Source organism: Streptomyces sp. Y309 (assembly GCF_056712025.1).
Genome location: NZ_CM160048.1, coordinates 1,799,369 through 1,815,580 on the forward strand (window position 1 = coordinate 1,799,369; position 16,212 = coordinate 1,815,580).

A 16,212-nucleotide genomic window follows, 5' to 3' on the forward strand; every position below is an offset into this window, starting at 1 on the left:
GTGGAGTCAGGGCCGCCGGAGGCGGTGGAGCCATGGCCGCCGGAGGACTGGGCGGGCGGCGCGGCGGAGCCCCCGCACGCCCTCCGCGACGTCCTCTCCGCCCTCGCCGCGAGCGGTGTCGACCTCTCCCGCGAGGAGCTGGTCGACGCCCTGTGGCTGGCGGCGCGGCTGCCCGTGGACGCGTCGGCGCCGCTCGCGCGGGCGACGGGCCTGACGCCGCCGCCACCGGCGGACACCGCGGACGCGCCGGTCCCCGGGGACGCGGAACCCGCGGTGGTCCTCGACGAAGACGAAGCGGCGGACTTCGACCCCGGCTCCGACTTCGACTCCGGCTCCGACTCCGACTTCGACCTGCGGCCCGCGCAGGGCTCCCCCGCCTCCGGCACCACGTACGCCGGACCGGGGCCCGAGGCGAACGCCGTGGCGGGCCCTGCCCCGGGGTACGCGATGCCGCGCCGCCCGCACCCGGCGTCCCGCCACGACGCCGCGTCCCCCGACGCCCGCGCCCCGGCCGCCCGGACCGCGCCGCCCGCCCGCACCCCGCTCTACGGTGCCGCCGTGCCGGGTGCCGCCGCGTCGGCCGCGCGCGTCCGGCCCGTCCGCACGCCCGGCGCGAAGGCGCTGGGTGCCCGGCAGCTCCAACTGGGGCGTGCGCTGCGCCCGTTGAAGCAGAGCCGGCCCGACCGCCGCCGGTGGGAGCTGGACGAGATCGCGAGCGCCGACTCGGCCGCCGAGAGCGGGCTCGCGGACGCCGTGCTGCGGCCGGGCCGCGCGCGCTGGCTCGACCTGGCGCTGCTCGTCGACGACGGCGTGTCCATGCTGCTGTGGCAGCGGCTCGCCGCGGAGACCCGGCTGCTGCTCGAACGCAGCGGCGCCTTCCGCACCGTCCGCGTCCACGGCCTGGACACCCGCAGCGCCGCCGCGCCCCTGCTCGGCCGCGCCTACAGCCCCGGCACGGCCACGCTGCCGCCCGCCACCGTCACCGACCCCGGCGGCAACACCCTGGTCCTCGTCGTCAGCGACGGCGTCGGCGCGGCCTGGCGCGACGGCCGGATGCGCGCGCTCCTCAAGCAGTGGGCGCGGTACGGCCCGACGGCCGTGCTGCACGCGCTGCCCGAGCACCTGTGGGACGGCTCCGGCCTGCGCGCCGAACGCTGGCAGGTCACCACGCGGCGCCGCGGCGCGCCCAACCTCACCTGGGACGTGACCGATCCGGTGCTGCCGCCGGACCTCGCGGTGTTCGACGGCGTCCCGGTGCCGGTGCTCGCGCCAAAGCCGGACGCGGTCGGCGCGTGGGCGGCGCTCGTCGCGTCGCCGGGCACCAGCACGGTGCTGCCGCTCCTGGCGGCACACCGTCCGGTCGCGTCGCCCCCGTCGCGTACGGATCCGGGAGCCCTGCCGCGTACGGGACCCGGCGTGCCGCACGCCCGGCCGTCCGGCGAGGACGCCGCGAAGGCGGTGCTGCGGTTCCGCGACGCGGCGTCCCCGCAGGCGTACCGGCTCGCCGCCCAACTCGCCGCGCTCGCACCGCTGTCCGTTCCGGTGATGCGCCTGGTGCAGGGCGCGCTCGGCGCGGAGGTGACGACGGGTCATCTGGCGGAGGTGTTCCTGAGCGGCCTGATGCACCGCGCGGACGCGTCGGCCGGACTCCCGCCGCAGCACCGGGGGTTCGACTTCGGCGACGAGGCCCGCGCGCTGCTCCTGAGCGCGGCCCCGGTGCCGGAGCTGGTGCGCACCGGCCGGGCCGTGAGCCGACTCCTCGCCGAACTCGCGGGCCGGTCACCGGACTTCCCCGCCTGGATGGCGCACCCGGCGGGCACCGAGTGGGCGGGCGCGGGGGCGCGGCCGTTCGGGTGGGTGGACGAGCGGATGCTGCGGCGGCTGGGGGTGGGCGCCTCTCCGGTGCGGGCCGCGCAGGGCAGTCGGCCGCCCGCGGCGCCCGGGTCCGCTCCGGCCGCGGATGTTCGCGTCGCGGATGTTCCCGTGACGGATGTGCCCGTCGCGGACGTTCCCGAGTACGTCGACGCGCCCGGCTCGGACTGGCGGTCGCTGCTGCCCGGGAATCCGCGGTGGGCGGGGCCCTGGCGGCTGTTCGCCCGGCACGAGACGGCGCGCACGACGACCGGCCTGTTCCTCGGCCGACTCGACGGCACGGGCGAGATCGGCGACACGGGCGAGGGCGACGGCAGGGGCGAGGTCGCGGCGCTGCGGCTGACCCGGCCGGGGTCGGTCGCACGGATGTCGCTGCCCCGGCAGGCGGCGGCGCTGCGCTCCCTCAACGGCGAGCGGGCCCCGGTCCTGGTGGCGCTCGACCCGGCGGAGGAACCGGCGTGGCTCGCGACGGGGGTCACCTGGGAGGACGGCCGTCCTGCGCCCGACCTGGAGTGGCACGTGGTCACGTCGGGGCGGATCGACGACGCCGTGGAGTTCGCCCGGTTCGGGCAGCGCCTCGCGGGTGTGCTCGCCCGCGCGCACGCCGGGGGGATCGTCCACGGTGACCTGGTGGCGCGGCGGGTGCTCGTCGCGGGCGGCGACGTGTGCGTGACGGGGTGGTGCGTGGAGGAGCACCCGGACGGGACCGCGCACGACGTGAGCCAGTTGGGCCAGCTGCTGCAGTCGGTCGCGGGCCAGGGGCTGCCGCTCGCGTTCCACGACCAGCTGAAGCTGTGCGGCAGCCCGCTGCTGCACCTGCGGCCCTCGGCGGCCGAAGTCGCGGACCGTTTCGACGAGTTCATCCGGAACGGCTCGCGGAGAGCCGCGCTGGGTGCGGCCATCGGTCACACGAACTCCGGCGCCGAACTCGTCCTGGACCTGGACGGCATGGGCCCCCACGGCGGTATCCGGGGCACCGCCGACCAGCAGGCCGTGATCCTGGAGGCCCTCGTCCGCGGCCTCGGCGCGCACCACTCCCCCGCCGACGTGCAGATCGTCCTGGTCGGTGACGCCACTCGATGCGTGCACCCCCAGACGGCGAGCCTGCCCCATGTCGTCCTCGCGCCCGACGTCCAGGACGCGGTGCCGGCGCTCTTTCTGGAGCTGCGGCGCCGTCAGGCCCTGGTCGACGGGGCGCATGCCGCGGGTGCGGCGCTGCCGCCCGTGGAGCCCCGTCTGATCGCCGTGCTCGGCCGGGCGGCGGCCGAGGACACGCGGACATGGCCCGGCCAGGTGGGCGCCGAACTCGGCGTGCACATCGTGCTCATGGACCCGGACGTCATCGCGCACAGCGGGAGCACCCTCGGCTTCGTGATCGACGCCGTCGACATGGGCCGCTCGGGCGGGCGTGGAGTCCTGCGGTACGCGGGCGGGGCCGCGCACTTCACCACCCACCTGCCGGGCCCCCCGCCGCCCCCGGTCCCCGAGGCACCCCCCGTCACCGCCCCCGCCGTCGAGCCCACCCGCCAGGCCCAGCTCGTCGTGGAGCAGCGCAACGCCGTGGCCGTCGGCCGCGCCGGGCATCCCGCGCAGGCGCTCGCGGACCTGGTCCACATCGCCGAGAACCAGCGGCTGCTGCTCGGCCCCGACCACCCGGAAGCCCTCGACAGCGCCTACGAACTGGCCGCGCTGTACGCCCAGTTGTACCGGTACCACGACGCCCTCGTGCTCTCCACCGACACCGCCGCGCGGCGCGCCCGCGTCCTCGGGCCGCAGCATGCCGACACCCTCACCGCCCATCAGCAGGCCGCCTTCGTCCTCGGGAAGCTCGGCCGTCACGAGGAGTCGTACGCCGCCCACCGCCGCGTCCTGTCGTCCTGGGAAGCCACCTGCGGCCCCGCTCACCCCAGCACGCTCCTGTGCCGGCACAACCTGGCCGTCACGCTGATCCTGCTCGGCCGGTACGAGGAGGCCGCCGCCGAGGCGCGCGCCGCGCACAGCGGGCGCGCCCTCGTCCACGGCCCCGAGCACCCGGACACGCTCGCCAGCGGTCACGAACTCGCCGTCGCCCTGCGCCGGTCGGGGCGCGACGCGGAGGCGTACGCCGTGGCCGTGGACGTACACGCGGCCCGCCTGCGCCTGCTCGGCGCCGACCACCCGGACACCCGGGCCACCCTGAGCCTGCTCGCGCCCCCGGACCGCCCCAAGGGGTGATCCACCGGGCGTTACGCTTCCTGTCGTGACCACTCTCGACTACGCCACCTACATAGCGGGCCTGCCGCGCGTCCTCGCCGGAGCCGCCAGCGTCATCCGCGACCGCGCCGGGCGCGTCCTGATCGTGCAGCCCAACTACCGCGAGGGCTGGGCCCTTCCGGGCGGCACCGTCGAGTCGGACGACGGCGAGAGCCCGCGGCAGGGCGCGCGCCGCGAGACCGCCGAGGAGATCGGCCTGGACGTCGCGCCGGGCGGGCTGCTCGCCGTCGACTGGGTGCCGGGCACCGCGGCGCGGCCTCCGCTGGTGGCGTTCCTGTACGACGGCGGGGTGCTCGCCGACGAGCGGTTCGAGGAGATCCGGCTCCAGGAGGAGGAACTCCTCTCCTGGCGCCTCGCCTCCCGCGAGGAACTGCCGGTCCATCTCTCGGCGCCGCTCGCGCGCCGGGTCCTCGCCGCGCTCGACGCGCTGGACGCAGGCACGGGAGCGGTGGAGCTGGAGAACGGGCGCCGGGTCGGCTGACGACGCCGTTCGCGGCTCAGAGGCTCAGAGGCTCAGAGGCTCAGAACAGGGTGGTGCCGCTCTCCGGGGCGGCCCCGCTCTCGAAGGCGAGGAGCCGCTGCTTACGGTCGAGGCCGCCGCCGTACCCGGTCAGGCCGCCGCTCGCGCCGATGACGCGGTGGCAGGGGACGATGACGCTGATGGGGTTCTTGCCGTTGGCGAGGCCGACGGCGCGGGACGCGGCGGGGTTGCCGAGGGCCTCGGCCAGTTCGCCGTACGTACGGGTCTGCCCGTACGGGATCTCCAGGAGCTGCTGCCAGACCGAGCGCTGGAACGGGGTGCCGTCCAGGCGCAGCGGCACGTCGAACTCCTTGAGCGCGCCCGCGAAGTAGGCCTCGAGCTGGTCGATCGCCGGGCCGAAGGGGGCCGGGTCGCGGTCGCCGAAGGTCTCCTCGGCGGGGCGGTGGCGCTGCTCGGTCATATAGAGGCCGCTGAGGGTGCCGTCGGTGGCGACGAGGGTGAGCGGCCCGTAGGGGCTGTCGATGACGGTGTGCTGACGGTGCATGGTGAACGCCTTCATACGGTGAATGCCCTTATGCGGGGAGGTGGTTGATGGCGTGGTCGTCGGTGGCCCACAGGTACTGGACGGCGTACGCGCGCCAGGGGCGCCAGGCCGCGGCGCGCGCGGTGAGCGCGGCGGGGGTGTGCGGCAGGCCGAGCGCCTGGGCGGCGCGCCGGATGCCGAGGTCGGACGGCAGGAACGCGTCCGGGTCGCCGAGCGCCCGCATCGCGATGACCTCCGTCGTCCACGGCCCGAAGCCCGGCAGGGCGGTGAGCTGGGCGCGGGCCCGCTCCCAGTCGTTCTCGACGCCGAGTTGGAGGGTACCGTCGGCGAGGTGGCGTACCAGCGTCGTGAGGGTCGTGCGGCGGCTGCGGGGCAGCGCGAGGGACTCGGGGTCGAGGGCGGCGAGGGCCTCCGGTGCGGGGAAGAGGTGGGTGAGACCGCCCTCCGGGTCGTCGACGGGTTCGCCGTGCGCGGTGACGAGGCGTGCGGCGTGGGTGCGGGCGGCGGCCGTCGAGACCTGCTGGCCGAGGACGGCGCGTACGGCGAACTCGGCCTCGTCCACGGTGCGCGGCACCCGCCGCCCGGGCGCCTTCGCGACGAGCGGGGCGAGCAGCGGGTCGTCGGCGAGCTGGCCGTCGACGGCGACCGGGTCGGCGTCGAGGTCGAGGAGGCGGCGGCAGCGGCTGATGGCGAGGGTGAGGTCGCGCGGGTCGGTGAGGGTGAGGCGGCAGCCGATGTGGTCGGGGTGCGGGGTCAGCGCCACGATGCCGTGTCCATAGGGCAGGCGCAGGGTGCGGCGGTAGGCCCCGTCGCGCCACTCCTCCACGCCGGGCACGGCGGTGGCGACGAGGTGCCCGAAGAGGTTGTCGGGGTTGAGGGGGGCGCGGAAGGGGAGCCGGAGCGAGAGGGTGCCGGGGGCGCCGCCGGGGGCGAGTGGCCCTGCCGGGGCGGGCTCGGGCCGGGCGGAGTGCCTCCCGCTCCCCCGGCGTCCGGCCGCCCGCTTGGCCGCCCGCTTGGCCGCCCGCTCCCGGAGCTCCCCGGGGGCGAGTGCGAAGACCTCGCGGACCGTGTCGTTGAACGTACGGATCGAGGAGAAGCCCGCGCCGAAGGCGATCTGTGCCATGGGCAGCGCGGTCGTCTCGATGAGGAGCCGCGCGGTCTGCGCGCGCTGGGCGCGGGCGAGGGCGAGCGGGCCCGCGCCGAGTTCGGCGAGGAGCTGCCGCTCGACCTGGCGGGTGCTGTAGCCGAGGCGGGTGGCGAGGCCGGGGACGCCCTCGCGGTCCACGACGCCGTCGCCGATGAGCCGCATGGCGCGGGCGACGAGGTCGGCGCGCTGGTTCCACTCGGGCGAGCCGGGACTGCTGTCGGGGCGGCAGCGCTTGCAGGCACGGAAACCGGCCTGCTGGCAGGCGGCCGCGCTCGGGTAGAAGGTCATGTTCGCGGGCTTGGGCGGCACGACCGGGCAACTGGGACGGCAGTAGATGCGGGTCGTGAGCACGGCGGTGAAGAACCACCCGTCGAAACGGGCGTCCTTCGACTGCACGGCACGCACACAGCGCTCGAAGTCACCATGCATCCCTGCGGGCGCGGCTGCCCGACCGTCACCACGGCTCGGCTGTGCCGGGCCGGGGCCGGACGGTCCCGCGGGCCCGGCACCGTCCGGCTGCGCCTGACCGGCACTCACCGGCCCCGCCAGGCCGCTGCCCTCCGGCCCCGCCGGGCCAGTACTCGCCGGCTCCGCCCGGCCGACAACGGCCGGCCGTGCCTGGCCGGTGCTCCCCGGCTCCGCCGGGTCACTGGCCTGCGGTTCCTCCCGACCGGCGGCCCTCCGCCCCGTCTGAAAGGCGCTGTCGGGCCCCGCCCGACCAGTGCCCCGCGGCCCCGCCGGGTCAGTGCCGGCCGGTCCGGCGCTCGCGGACCTGCGAGGTGCGGACGTGGGCTCCAGGGTGCGGGGTGTGGTGTGCGGCGCGGTCTGCATGGGTCAAGGATCGGGGATCGCGGCGGCCGGGGGCTGGCGAGAATGCGACATCAACCTTGTGCGGCCAGGGCCTGCTCGAACGCCGCGTACGCCGCCTCGTCGAACAGGACGAAGCGGACCTCGGTCAGGAGGTCCGGGGCCGTCGTCGCCAAGGCCTCCCGGACCGCCCGGACGGCGATGTGGGCGGCGTCTTCGAGGGGCCACCGGTACACCCCCGTGGAGATCGCCGGGAAGGCGACCGTGCGGGCGCCGAGGTCGGCCGCGACCCGCAGCGACTCGCGGTAGCAGGAGGCGAGCAGCGCCGAGCGGTCCTCCGTCGCCGACCACACGGGCCCGACCGTGTGGATGACGTGGTCCGCGTCCAGGCGCCCGGCGGTCGTCGCCACGGCCTGGCCCGTGGGCAGGCCCTTGCCGTACCGCGAGGCCCGCAGGGCGCGGCACTCGGCGAGGATGTCGGGGCCGCCCCGCCGGTGGATGGCGCCGTCCACGCCGCCCCCGCCGAGCAGCGAGGAGTTCGCAGCGTTCACGAGGGCGTCGGCCCGCTGCCGGGTGATGTCGCCCTGGACGAGGGTGATGCGGGCGGTCATCGGATCGCCTCCTGGGTGCGTGCGGCACGGCGGAAACACGTGCTCACGGCGCCTCCCGCAGCCGCTTCCAGACCGCCTTCGCCGCGTTGTGCCCGGACATGCCGTGCACGCCGGGGCCCGGCGGTGTCGCGGAGGAGCAGAGGAAGACGGCCGGGTGCCGGGTGCGGTACGGGAACGCGGTGAGCCGGGGCCGCAGCAGCAGCTGGAGTCCGCTCGCGGCGCCGCAGGCGATGTCGCCGCCGACGTAGTTGGCGTTGCGGGCGGCGAGCTGCGGCGGCCCGGCGGTCGCGCGGGCGAGGACGCGGTCGCGGAAGCCGGGCGCGAAGCGTTCGAGCTGCCGCTCGACGGCGTCGGTGAGGTCGCCCTGCCAGCCGTTCGGCACGTGCCCGTACGTCCAGAAGACCTGCTTGCCCTCGGGCGCGCGGGTCGGGTCGACGACGCTGGGCTGCACCGAGATCAGGAACGGCGCGTCCGGCGCCCGGCCCTCGCGGGACGCGGCCCGCAGCGCGGCGCCGATCTCGCGGCTGCTGGCGCCCACCTGGACCGTCCCGGCGACGCGGGCCTGCGGCGCCGTCCACGGCACCGGGCCGTCAAGGGCGTAGTCGATCTTGAAGACGCTCGCGCCGTACCGATACCCGTCGTAGTAGCGCCCGAGTCCCGCGATGCGGGCCAGCGCGGTGGGCGAGGTGTCGAAGACGTACGCGCGCGCGGGCGGCAGGTCGTCGAGCCGCTTGACCGTGTAGTCGGTGTGGATGATGCCGCCGAGGTCCGTGAGGTACGCGGCGAGGGCGTCGGAGATCGACTGCGAGCCGCCGCGCGCCACCGGCCAGCCGCGGGCGTGCGCGGCGAGCGCGAAGACCATGCCGACGGCGCCCGTCGCGAGGCCGTTCAGCGGGGCGATGACGTGGGCGACGAGCCCGGCGAACAGCGCCCGCGCGGGCTCGTCGTCGAAGCGCCGCATCAGCCACGTCGACGGCGGCAGACCGGTGAGCCCGAAGCGGGCGAGCAGCACCGGGTCGCGCGGCAGCGCGGTCAGCGGCAGCGACATGAAGTCCCGCACCAGGGTGTCCCAGCGGGGCAGGAAGGGCTGGACGAGGCGGCGGTACGCACCGGCGTCGCGGGGTCCGAAGGAGGCTGCCGTCTCGGCGACGGAGCGGGCCAGCACGGCGGCGCGGCCGTCGAGGAGCGGGTGCGCCATGGGCAGCTCGGGCTGGAGCCACCGCAGGCCGTACCGCTCCAGGGGCATCGCGCGGAAGGCGGGCGAGTTCACACCCAGCGGGTGCGCCGCCGAGCACGGGTCGTGCCGGAAGCCGGGGAGCGTCAGCTCCTCGGTGCGCGCGCCGCCGCCGACGGTGCCCTCGGCCTCGAAGACGGCCACGGAGAAGCCGCGGCGGGCCAGCTCCACGGCGGCGGTGAGACCGTTCGGTCCCGCCCCCACGACGACGGCATCGAGCATCGACGGCACCTTCGGACTCCTTCGTCAGCCGATGGCCTGTGCCGCACAGGATATGCCGGGGCGCCGACAACACCGGGGCCCCGGCCGTCTCCGGCAGGTGCGCGGGTCAGATCGCGCCCGCGAGCGCCTCCGCGATCCGGCGGGCGGTGGCCTCGTCGCGCGCCGCGGTGAACGGCAGGGCGTTGCCCCCGGTGACGGCGAACGGCACGCCGTCGCGGGTGGCGTGCGCGCCGCCCGCCTCCTCGACCAGGAGCAGGCCCGCGGCGTGGTCCCAGGCCAGCTCCCAGCTGAACGCGACGGCGTCGAGGGCGCCCCGCGCGACGGCCAGATACTCCAGGCCCGCGGAGCCGCACGACCGGGGCGCGAAGCCTTCGGCGTACACCCCGAGCAAGGCGCGCTTCTGGTCGTCGGTCGTGAAGTCCGGGTGGGACGTGGCGACCGTCAGCGGGCGGCCGGGCTCGGGGGCGCCGGCGCGCAGCGGCGCGCCGTTCAGCGTGGCGCCCTGGCCGCGGACCGCCACGGCGAACTCGTCCAGCGCGGGCGCGTACGTCCAGGAGGCCAGGACCACGCCGTCCAGGGCGAGGGCGACGAGGGTGCAGAAGCCGGGGTCTCCGTGCACGAACTGGCGTGTCCCGTCGACGGGATCGACGATCCAGACGGGGGCGGTGCCGGATATCGCCTCGTACGTCGACGGGTCCGCGTGCACCGCTTCCTCGCCGACGACGACCGAGCCGGGGAGCAGCGCCGTGAGCTCGCGCGTGAGGAACTCCTCCGCGCGGCGATCGGCGACGGTCACCAGGTCGTGCGGGCCGCTCTTCTGGACGACGTCGCCCTCGGCGAGCTGCCGGAACCGGGGAGTGACCTCTTCCGCGGCCGCCTTGCGGATCACGCGCTCCACGTCGGCGGTCTGTCGTGCGAGAAAGTCGTCGATGCTTTCCTTGATTTCCTGTGCTTCGATCATGCCTCCATAAGAGCACGTACCACTGACATCGCGGACTCGCGGGGTGAACAACGGGTGGAATCCGGATGAAACCGGGCACCCGGCTCACCGGAAGCCCCGGGCCGCCGCCCGGCCCTCACCCCCGGGCCGCCGCCCGGCCCTCACCCCCGGGCCGCCCCCGCCCTCACCGCCCCACCGCGTACCCCTGCATCCCCCGCGGATTCGCCGCCGCCGAAAGCACCCCGGTCCGCGGATCCCGCGCCACCGCGCACAGCCGCCCCTCCGACCACGCGCCGCCCACGGTCACGTCGTGGCCGCGGCGCCGCAGCTCCGCCACGACCTCCGGGTCCGTGCGGGACTCGACGACGAGGCTGCCGGGCCGCATCCCGCGCGGGTGGAACGACTCCGGGAAGGACTCGGTGTGCCAGTTGGGGGCGTCGACGGCGCCCTGCAGGTCGAGTCCCCCGCGCACCGGCTCGCGCAGCGCCACCCCCAGGAAGAAGTGGACCTGCCACTGGTCCTGCTGGTCCCCGCCCGGGGTGCCGAAGGCCATGACCGGCACGCCGTCCTTGAGCGCGAGCGACGGCGTCAGCGTGGTGCGGGGGCGGCGGCCCGGGGTGAGCGTGTTGGGCAGCCCCTCGTCCAGCCAGGCCATCTGCAGCCGGGTGCCGAGCGGGAAGCCGAGCTCGGGCACGACGGGGTTGGACTGCAGCCAGCCGCCGGACGGCGTCGCCGCGACCATGTTGCCCCAGCGGTCGACGACGTCGAGGTGGCAGGTGTCGCCCCGGGTCGCGCCGTCCCAGGTGACCGTCGGCTCCCCGGCGCCCGCGCTCGCCCGCGGCGCGAGCCCGCCGAACCCGGGCTCTCCCGCGGCGACGGCCCGCGCGTGGGCGGACAGGCGCGGCTCGCGCCCGCCGGGGCGGCCGGGCCGCAGCTCGAACGAGGCCTTCTCGCCGATGAGTTCGCGCCGCCGGGCGTTGTAGGTGTCCGAGAGCAGTTCGGCGAGCGGCACCTCGGCGGCGTCCCCGTACCAGGCCTCCCGGTCGGCCATGGCGAGCTTGCAGCCCTCGACGAGCAGGTGCACGTACGCGGCGGAGCCGTACGCGGGCAACTCGCCGGGGAGCAGCGCCAGTTGCTGCAGGAGGGCGGGGCCCTGACTCCAGGGGCCCGCCTTGCACAGGGTCCAGCCGTTCCAGTCGTACGTGACCGGGTCCTCGTAGCCGGCGGACCAGCCCGCGAGGTCGGCGGCCGTGAGGGTGCCCGTGTGGTGCTCGCCGGTGGTGTCCATGGTGGGCCGCGCGGCCTGGCGCACCAGCGCCTCGGCGATGAAGCCGGTGCGCCACACCTCGCGCGCGGCGTCGATCTGCGCGGCGCGGTCGCCGCCGCCCGCGGCCTCGGCCTCGGCGATCAGCCGCCGCCAGGTGGCAGCCAGGCGCGGATTGCGGAACAGCTCGCCGGGCGCGGGCGGCCTGCCGCCCAGGAGGTAGACCTCCGCGGACGACGCCCATCCCGTCCCGTCCGTCTCGAAGAGTTCCCGCACCGTCTCGACGGTCTGCGTGACGCGTTCCACGGGCGGGTGCCCGTCCTCGGCGTACCCGATGGCGTACGTGAGGACCTCGGCGAGCGTCCGGGTGCCGTGGTCGCGCAACAGCAGCATCCAGGCGTCGAAGGCGCCCGGCACGGCGGCGGCGAGCGGCCCGGTGCCGGGCACCAGGCCGAGGCCGAGCGCGTCCCGGTAGTGGGCGGCGCTCGCCCCCGCGGGTGCGACGCCCTGTCCGCACAGGACGCGCACGTCGCCGCCCGCCGGCGCGAGGATGATCGGCACCTCGCCGGCGGGCCCGTTCAGATGCGGCTCGACCACGTGCAGCACGAAGCCCGCCGCGACGGCGGCGTCGTAGGCGTTCCCGCCGTCCTCGAGGACGGCCATCGCGGACTGCGAGGCGAGCCAGTGGGTGGACGACACCATGCCGAAGGTGCCCTGGAGCGTGGGGCGCGTGGTGAACATGACCGCAGGCTAGTTCGTGCTCCCGCCTCCCGGACCGCCGCCCGCGTGCGCCTCCACGGGGGCGGGGATCAGGCCGTGCGTCTGCGCCCGCAGGACGGTGGTGACGCGGTCCCGGGTGCCGAGCTTCCGGTAGATGCTCTGGATGTGCTTCTGCACGGTGTGTACCGAAATGCCGAGGCGGCGGCCGATGACCGCGGCGGTGAGCGCGTCGGCGAGCAGGGTGAGGACGGTCAGCTCCCGCGGGGTGAGGTCGCCGAAGGCCCGCGCCTCGGGGTCCGGGGCGGCGCCGGACCCCGGGGCGGCGCCGGACCCGGGAGCCGGCGCCGCCCCGCCGGTGCCGGCCCGCGGGACCGGCGGTCCCGCGGCCGCCGCGCGCCGGCGGCTGAGGAGTTCGGCCCGCTCGTCGACGCCCATGAGCAGGGGCTGGATGCGGCGCGCGTAGGCACGGTGGGCCGCGGTGAAGTCGGCGCCCGAGCGGCAGATGAGGAAGTACCGGCACGCCTCCGGGGCGTCCGACAGCGGCAGCACCAGGAGGTGGTCCGTGCCGAGGGCGTTCCGCAGCAGTTCCGCCGTCTCGCTGGCGCGCCATGCGCGGTCCCCGAGGATCTCGGCGGCGGTGCGCGGCGTGTGGTCGCCGGACGAGGCGAAGTGGTCCCCGAAGAGGTGACCGCGGCGCATGCCGTCCCGCAGGTTCTCGTTCTCGTCGAGGCGGTGGTCGGCTGCCCCGTCCGCCGTCCAGAGGCGTACAGGGCCCCCGCCGCCCGATCCCTCGTCCTGCTTCAGGAAAAGGAACTCGCCCCCGCAGGCGCTGAGCAATTCCGTCGCCACCGGCGGCCACAGGCGTCCGGGATCCGGTTCCCGGAGCGCCTCGACGGCGAGGTCGAGCATGCGCTCGTAGTGACGCACGGATAATGCAGACATCCCCAACACGGAGCCTCCCCGTTTCCCGGTTCCCCCGATTCTTGTTTTGTGGCCTCGGTGCGCTCTCCCGAATCCCCGTACGCACTTTTACCCATACCGCCGGGCGACCGGAGTGAGCGACTGTGGGACTACCCAACCGGCTCGGGGACACACCAGCCAACTACCCCTGCCCAACAGCGAGTTGCCTGCACAGAGCCGCAACACCGGGCATTCCGGGGCCGGTTGTCCCGCCGACAGGACAGGGCAACTTTTCAATTCGTCGCCGGGCCACTACCTCGCCGAGACGCACGACATCCAGACGCGGCGCACGACACATCCGTATACGGAGTACGACAGACGACGTCAATGGCAGCCATGCGGGCGCTGGCCCTCATGGCGCGTCCATCGCCCTTGAGGGAGAATTCCTTGACAACCACGCCCGACGCTCCGACGCGCAACGAACGCGGCGTCATCGCCGAGCACTACTACGCGTTGCAGAGTCTTCGCGCCATCGAGGACGCCCGTGCGGAGACGACCGTCGAACCGGTCACGCCCGAGGCGCTGCTCGTGGGCCTTTACCAGTCCGCCGAGATCGCCCTCCACAACCTCAGCGACCTGCTCAACCGCGCGAGCGGACACCTGGAGCGGATGGACGTCGACCGCTGCGTGGCGGCCCTGCACTGGGTGCGCAGCTTCCACCGCGTCCTGGTCCGGCTCAGCGTCGCCGCGCTGCGCGTCAGCGGCGGCCTGCCGGACGAGGCGCCCCGCTGGGACGTCGAGGCCACCCCGGGCTTCGCCGAGTTCTCCCCGGCGCTGCGCCGCTTCGACCGGCAGCTCACCGAGCTCGCCGAGCAGGGCAGCGTCGACGTCGACCGCGTCATCGCCGAACGCGGCCTGGAGGACTCCTGGTTCGGCATCCTGCACTGTGTGCGCGTCGCCAACCACGATGCGCGCGTGTGGAGTTCAAATCTCGCCAAGTCCGTGCACCCCGCGCCGGGCGTCGCTCCCGAGAAGCTGCTCGCGAGCGCGCGGCTGCAGCACGCCGTGCATGAGCACCACCTGGTCGGTGACACGTACTTCACCCAGTTCCGGGCCCTGCACCAGATACCGGAACTGCTCGTGCGGGAGATCAACGACCGCATCGAATCAGCCATTCTCAGCGCCCGTAAGGGCGACCTCGAGCTCGCGGTCGACGCCCTGGACGGCGCCACGGAGCTGTTCGACCCGGTCGAGGTGTGCCTGCCGCCGATCGTCGACAACCTCAGCACCCACGACTACCACCAGATCCGCGAGAACCTCGGCCTGACCAGCGGCAGCCACTCGGTCAGCATGCGCTTCCACCTCTTCACCGACCTGTACGAGCAGTTCGCCGAGGAGCTGGCGCGGCTGCGGGCCGAGGGCGGCGATGACGGCGCGGCCCATCCGCTGCTCTCCCGGCTCGAACGGCACGGTGTGGGCCTGCGCGTGTTCATCTTCGCCTGGCGCGACATGCACCTGCACCTGCCGCGCAACAACCTCGGCGGCATGGAGACCAAGTCGCTCACCGGCGCCCCGGACGCCATCCGCACCGTCCGCAAGATGCGGGACAACGCGGCCCAGTCCGACCCCATGGCGCGGCACGACGTCGCCGAGCACGTGCCGATGAGCTCGGCGGGGCCGCTGATCGACTACCTCGACGGGCCGGACTCCTCCGACGGCATGCTGCTCGCCGCGACCGGCGCGTCGACGCAGACCAACTTCCGTGACGTGCAGGAGCGGCGCGAGTTCTTCTCGCAGCCCTGCCCGTTCTCCAGGCCGCCGCGCCGCACCGTCTAGCCCCGAGCCGCACCGTCCGGCCCGCGCCGCACCGTCCGGCCCGCGCCCCGGCGTGGACGACAGCCGCCCGTGACCCCGCCACCGCGGTCACGGGCGGCGTCGCTCCGCGCCGGCGGCCTGCGCGGCCTCGCGCTCCGTCGCCGCGTCGCCGGTGGCGAGTGTGCCCTGCGCGGTCTCGAGGTGCGCCCGGACGAACCACTGGAACTGGTCCAGGTCCCGGACCTGCTCGATGAGGATGTCCTCCGTCGCCGGGTCGATCCTGCCGAGTTTGTCGATGGCGGTGCGGTACCCCTCGATCACGCCGGAGTAGACGAGGTCGAGCGCGCCCAGGTGGGAGATGGCGTCGGCGCGGCCGATGCTGTAGTCGTCCCAGGTCCGCTCGGCGACCAGGGCGCCCGGGGTGCCCTTCGGTACGCCGCCGAGGGCCGAGATGCGCTCGGCCACGTCGTCCGCCATCGCGCGGACGCGGTCGACCTGCGGGTCGAGCATCTCGTGCACGCCGATGAAGTGCGGGCCTACCACGTTCCAGTGCACGTGCTTGAGGGTGAGATGCAGATCGTTCAGCGCGTGCAGCCGAACGCGGAGCGCCTCGATCAGCTTCGCCCCGTCCTCGACGCCGATGCCGGGGACGGTGTAGCGGGGCGTGAATGTGCCGGCCATGGTGTGCTCCTCAGCTCTCTCGTGGGGGACGGTGCAACGTGTTCCCCACGCCAAAGCCGCTTAACACGCCAAAGGGCACACAACATTGCCTACGCCGCGTGCTCCCCGTACGCGCTGCTCGCGTCCTGATCCAGGCCGCCCAGGAGCTCGTCGAGATCGTCCAGGCCGACCTGTTCCTCGCCGGGCGGCACGACCGCGTGGGCGGCGGTCAGGAAGGCGGTGAGGTCGGAGGCGGCGGCGTGCAGCACGGCGTGGGTGCGGCCCGCGGGGCCCGGAGTGCCGAGGAGTTCGATGCGCACGCCGTCGCCGCGGTCCGGGTCCGCGGTCGGTGCGACGCGTACGTCGCCCTCGCCCGCCGGGCGCTCACAGCCCTCGGCGAGCAGGTCCCGGTCCAGGCGCCAGCGCGTCACCTCGTCGCCCTCGCAGTAGAACGTCATGGTGACGACGAAGGGATCATCGGGCGCGTACGCGAACTCGGCGGGCAGGGGCGCGCGGCCGCCGTCCGTCCCGTCGAGCTCACCGACCCCATCGGGCTCGCCGGTACCGCCGATTTCGATCTCCATGAACACCGTCGCTCTGACCTCGGCCTCCACGGCGCGCCTCCAGTGATTGGGGGTGTGAGCCCCGTATTCCCCGGGCGGCGCCGGAGATGCGGGGGAACTGCAGGGGGACAACAGATGGCGGGCTCCGCACCCTGTCGGATCTTTTCCTTGATCCATAG

At 75.1% G+C, this 16,212-nt stretch carries 12 protein-coding genes; 3 read left to right on the forward strand and 9 right to left on the reverse strand.

What is annotated here, in order from left to right; all coding sequences use genetic code 11:
* Both AC0KTA_RS06450 and AC0KTA_RS06455 read left to right on the forward strand, forming a co-directional pair.
* On the forward strand, positions 1 to 4,086 hold the full coding sequence (locus AC0KTA_RS06450; RefSeq protein WP_481054137.1) for an SAV_2336 N-terminal domain-related protein: 4,086 nt from the start codon (positions 1 to 3) through the stop codon (positions 4,084 to 4,086).
* Positions 4,087 to 4,111: 25 nt separating this feature from the next.
* The gene (locus tag AC0KTA_RS06455; protein WP_481054138.1) at positions 4,112 to 4,606 is read left to right on the forward strand and encodes an NUDIX domain-containing protein; all 495 of its coding nucleotides are present in this window, start codon (positions 4,112 to 4,114) and stop codon (positions 4,604 to 4,606) included.
* Positions 4,607 to 4,646: 40 nt separating this feature from the next.
* Here AC0KTA_RS06455 and AC0KTA_RS06460 read toward each other — a convergent pair whose 3' ends face one another.
* The 7 genes from AC0KTA_RS06460 to AC0KTA_RS06490 form a co-directional block, all read right to left on the reverse strand.
* Positions 4,647 to 5,150 (reverse strand): methylated-DNA--[protein]-cysteine S-methyltransferase, encoded by a 504-nt coding sequence (locus AC0KTA_RS06460; protein WP_481054139.1) that lies wholly within the window; start codon positions 5,148 to 5,150, stop codon positions 4,647 to 4,649.
* Positions 5,151 to 5,178: 28 nt separating this feature from the next.
* Entirely contained in the window at positions 5,179 to 6,726 is a 1,548-nt protein-coding gene (locus tag AC0KTA_RS06465) for an AlkA N-terminal domain-containing protein (protein ID WP_481054140.1), read from the reverse strand.
* A 452-nt stretch (positions 6,727 to 7,178) separates the two neighbouring features.
* On the reverse strand, positions 7,179 to 7,715 hold the full coding sequence (locus AC0KTA_RS06470; RefSeq protein ID WP_481054141.1) for an O-acetyl-ADP-ribose deacetylase: 537 nt from the start codon (positions 7,713 to 7,715) through the stop codon (positions 7,179 to 7,181).
* A 43-nt stretch (positions 7,716 to 7,758) separates the two neighbouring features.
* A complete protein-coding gene (locus tag AC0KTA_RS06475; RefSeq protein ID WP_481054142.1) occupies positions 7,759 to 9,171 on the reverse strand; it encodes a phytoene desaturase family protein in 1,413 nt (470 codons plus the stop codon).
* A 106-nt stretch (positions 9,172 to 9,277) separates the two neighbouring features.
* Complete coding sequence (locus tag AC0KTA_RS06480) at positions 9,278 to 10,132, reverse strand: inositol monophosphatase family protein (protein WP_481054143.1); 855 nt, start codon at positions 10,130 to 10,132, stop codon at positions 9,278 to 9,280.
* 163 nt (positions 10,133 to 10,295) lie between these two features.
* On the reverse strand, positions 10,296 to 12,116 hold the full coding sequence (locus AC0KTA_RS06485) for a gamma-glutamyltransferase family protein (protein ID WP_481054144.1): 1,821 nt from the start codon (positions 12,114 to 12,116) through the stop codon (positions 10,296 to 10,298).
* 9 nt (positions 12,117 to 12,125) lie between these two features.
* Complete coding sequence (locus AC0KTA_RS06490; protein WP_481054145.1) at positions 12,126 to 13,037, reverse strand: helix-turn-helix transcriptional regulator; 912 nt, start codon at positions 13,035 to 13,037, stop codon at positions 12,126 to 12,128.
* A 405-nt stretch (positions 13,038 to 13,442) separates the two neighbouring features.
* On the opposite strand from AC0KTA_RS06490, the gene AC0KTA_RS06495 reads away from it, so the two are divergent.
* Complete coding sequence (locus AC0KTA_RS06495) at positions 13,443 to 14,831, forward strand: hypothetical protein (RefSeq protein ID WP_481054146.1); 1,389 nt, start codon at positions 13,443 to 13,445, stop codon at positions 14,829 to 14,831.
* Positions 14,832 to 14,918: 87 nt separating this feature from the next.
* On the opposite strand, the gene AC0KTA_RS06500 is transcribed toward AC0KTA_RS06495, so the two are convergent.
* Both AC0KTA_RS06500 and AC0KTA_RS06505 read right to left on the reverse strand, forming a co-directional pair.
* Positions 14,919 to 15,491 carry a Dps family protein gene (locus AC0KTA_RS06500; protein ID WP_481054147.1) on the reverse strand — a complete coding sequence of 191 codons (573 nt, stop codon included), beginning with the start codon at positions 15,489 to 15,491 and terminating at the stop codon, positions 14,919 to 14,921.
* Positions 15,492 to 15,580: 89 nt separating this feature from the next.
* Entirely contained in the window at positions 15,581 to 16,084 is a 504-nt protein-coding gene (locus AC0KTA_RS06505) for an SsgA family sporulation/cell division regulator (protein WP_481054148.1), read from the reverse strand.
* Positions 16,085 to 16,212 lie beyond the last annotated feature (128 nt).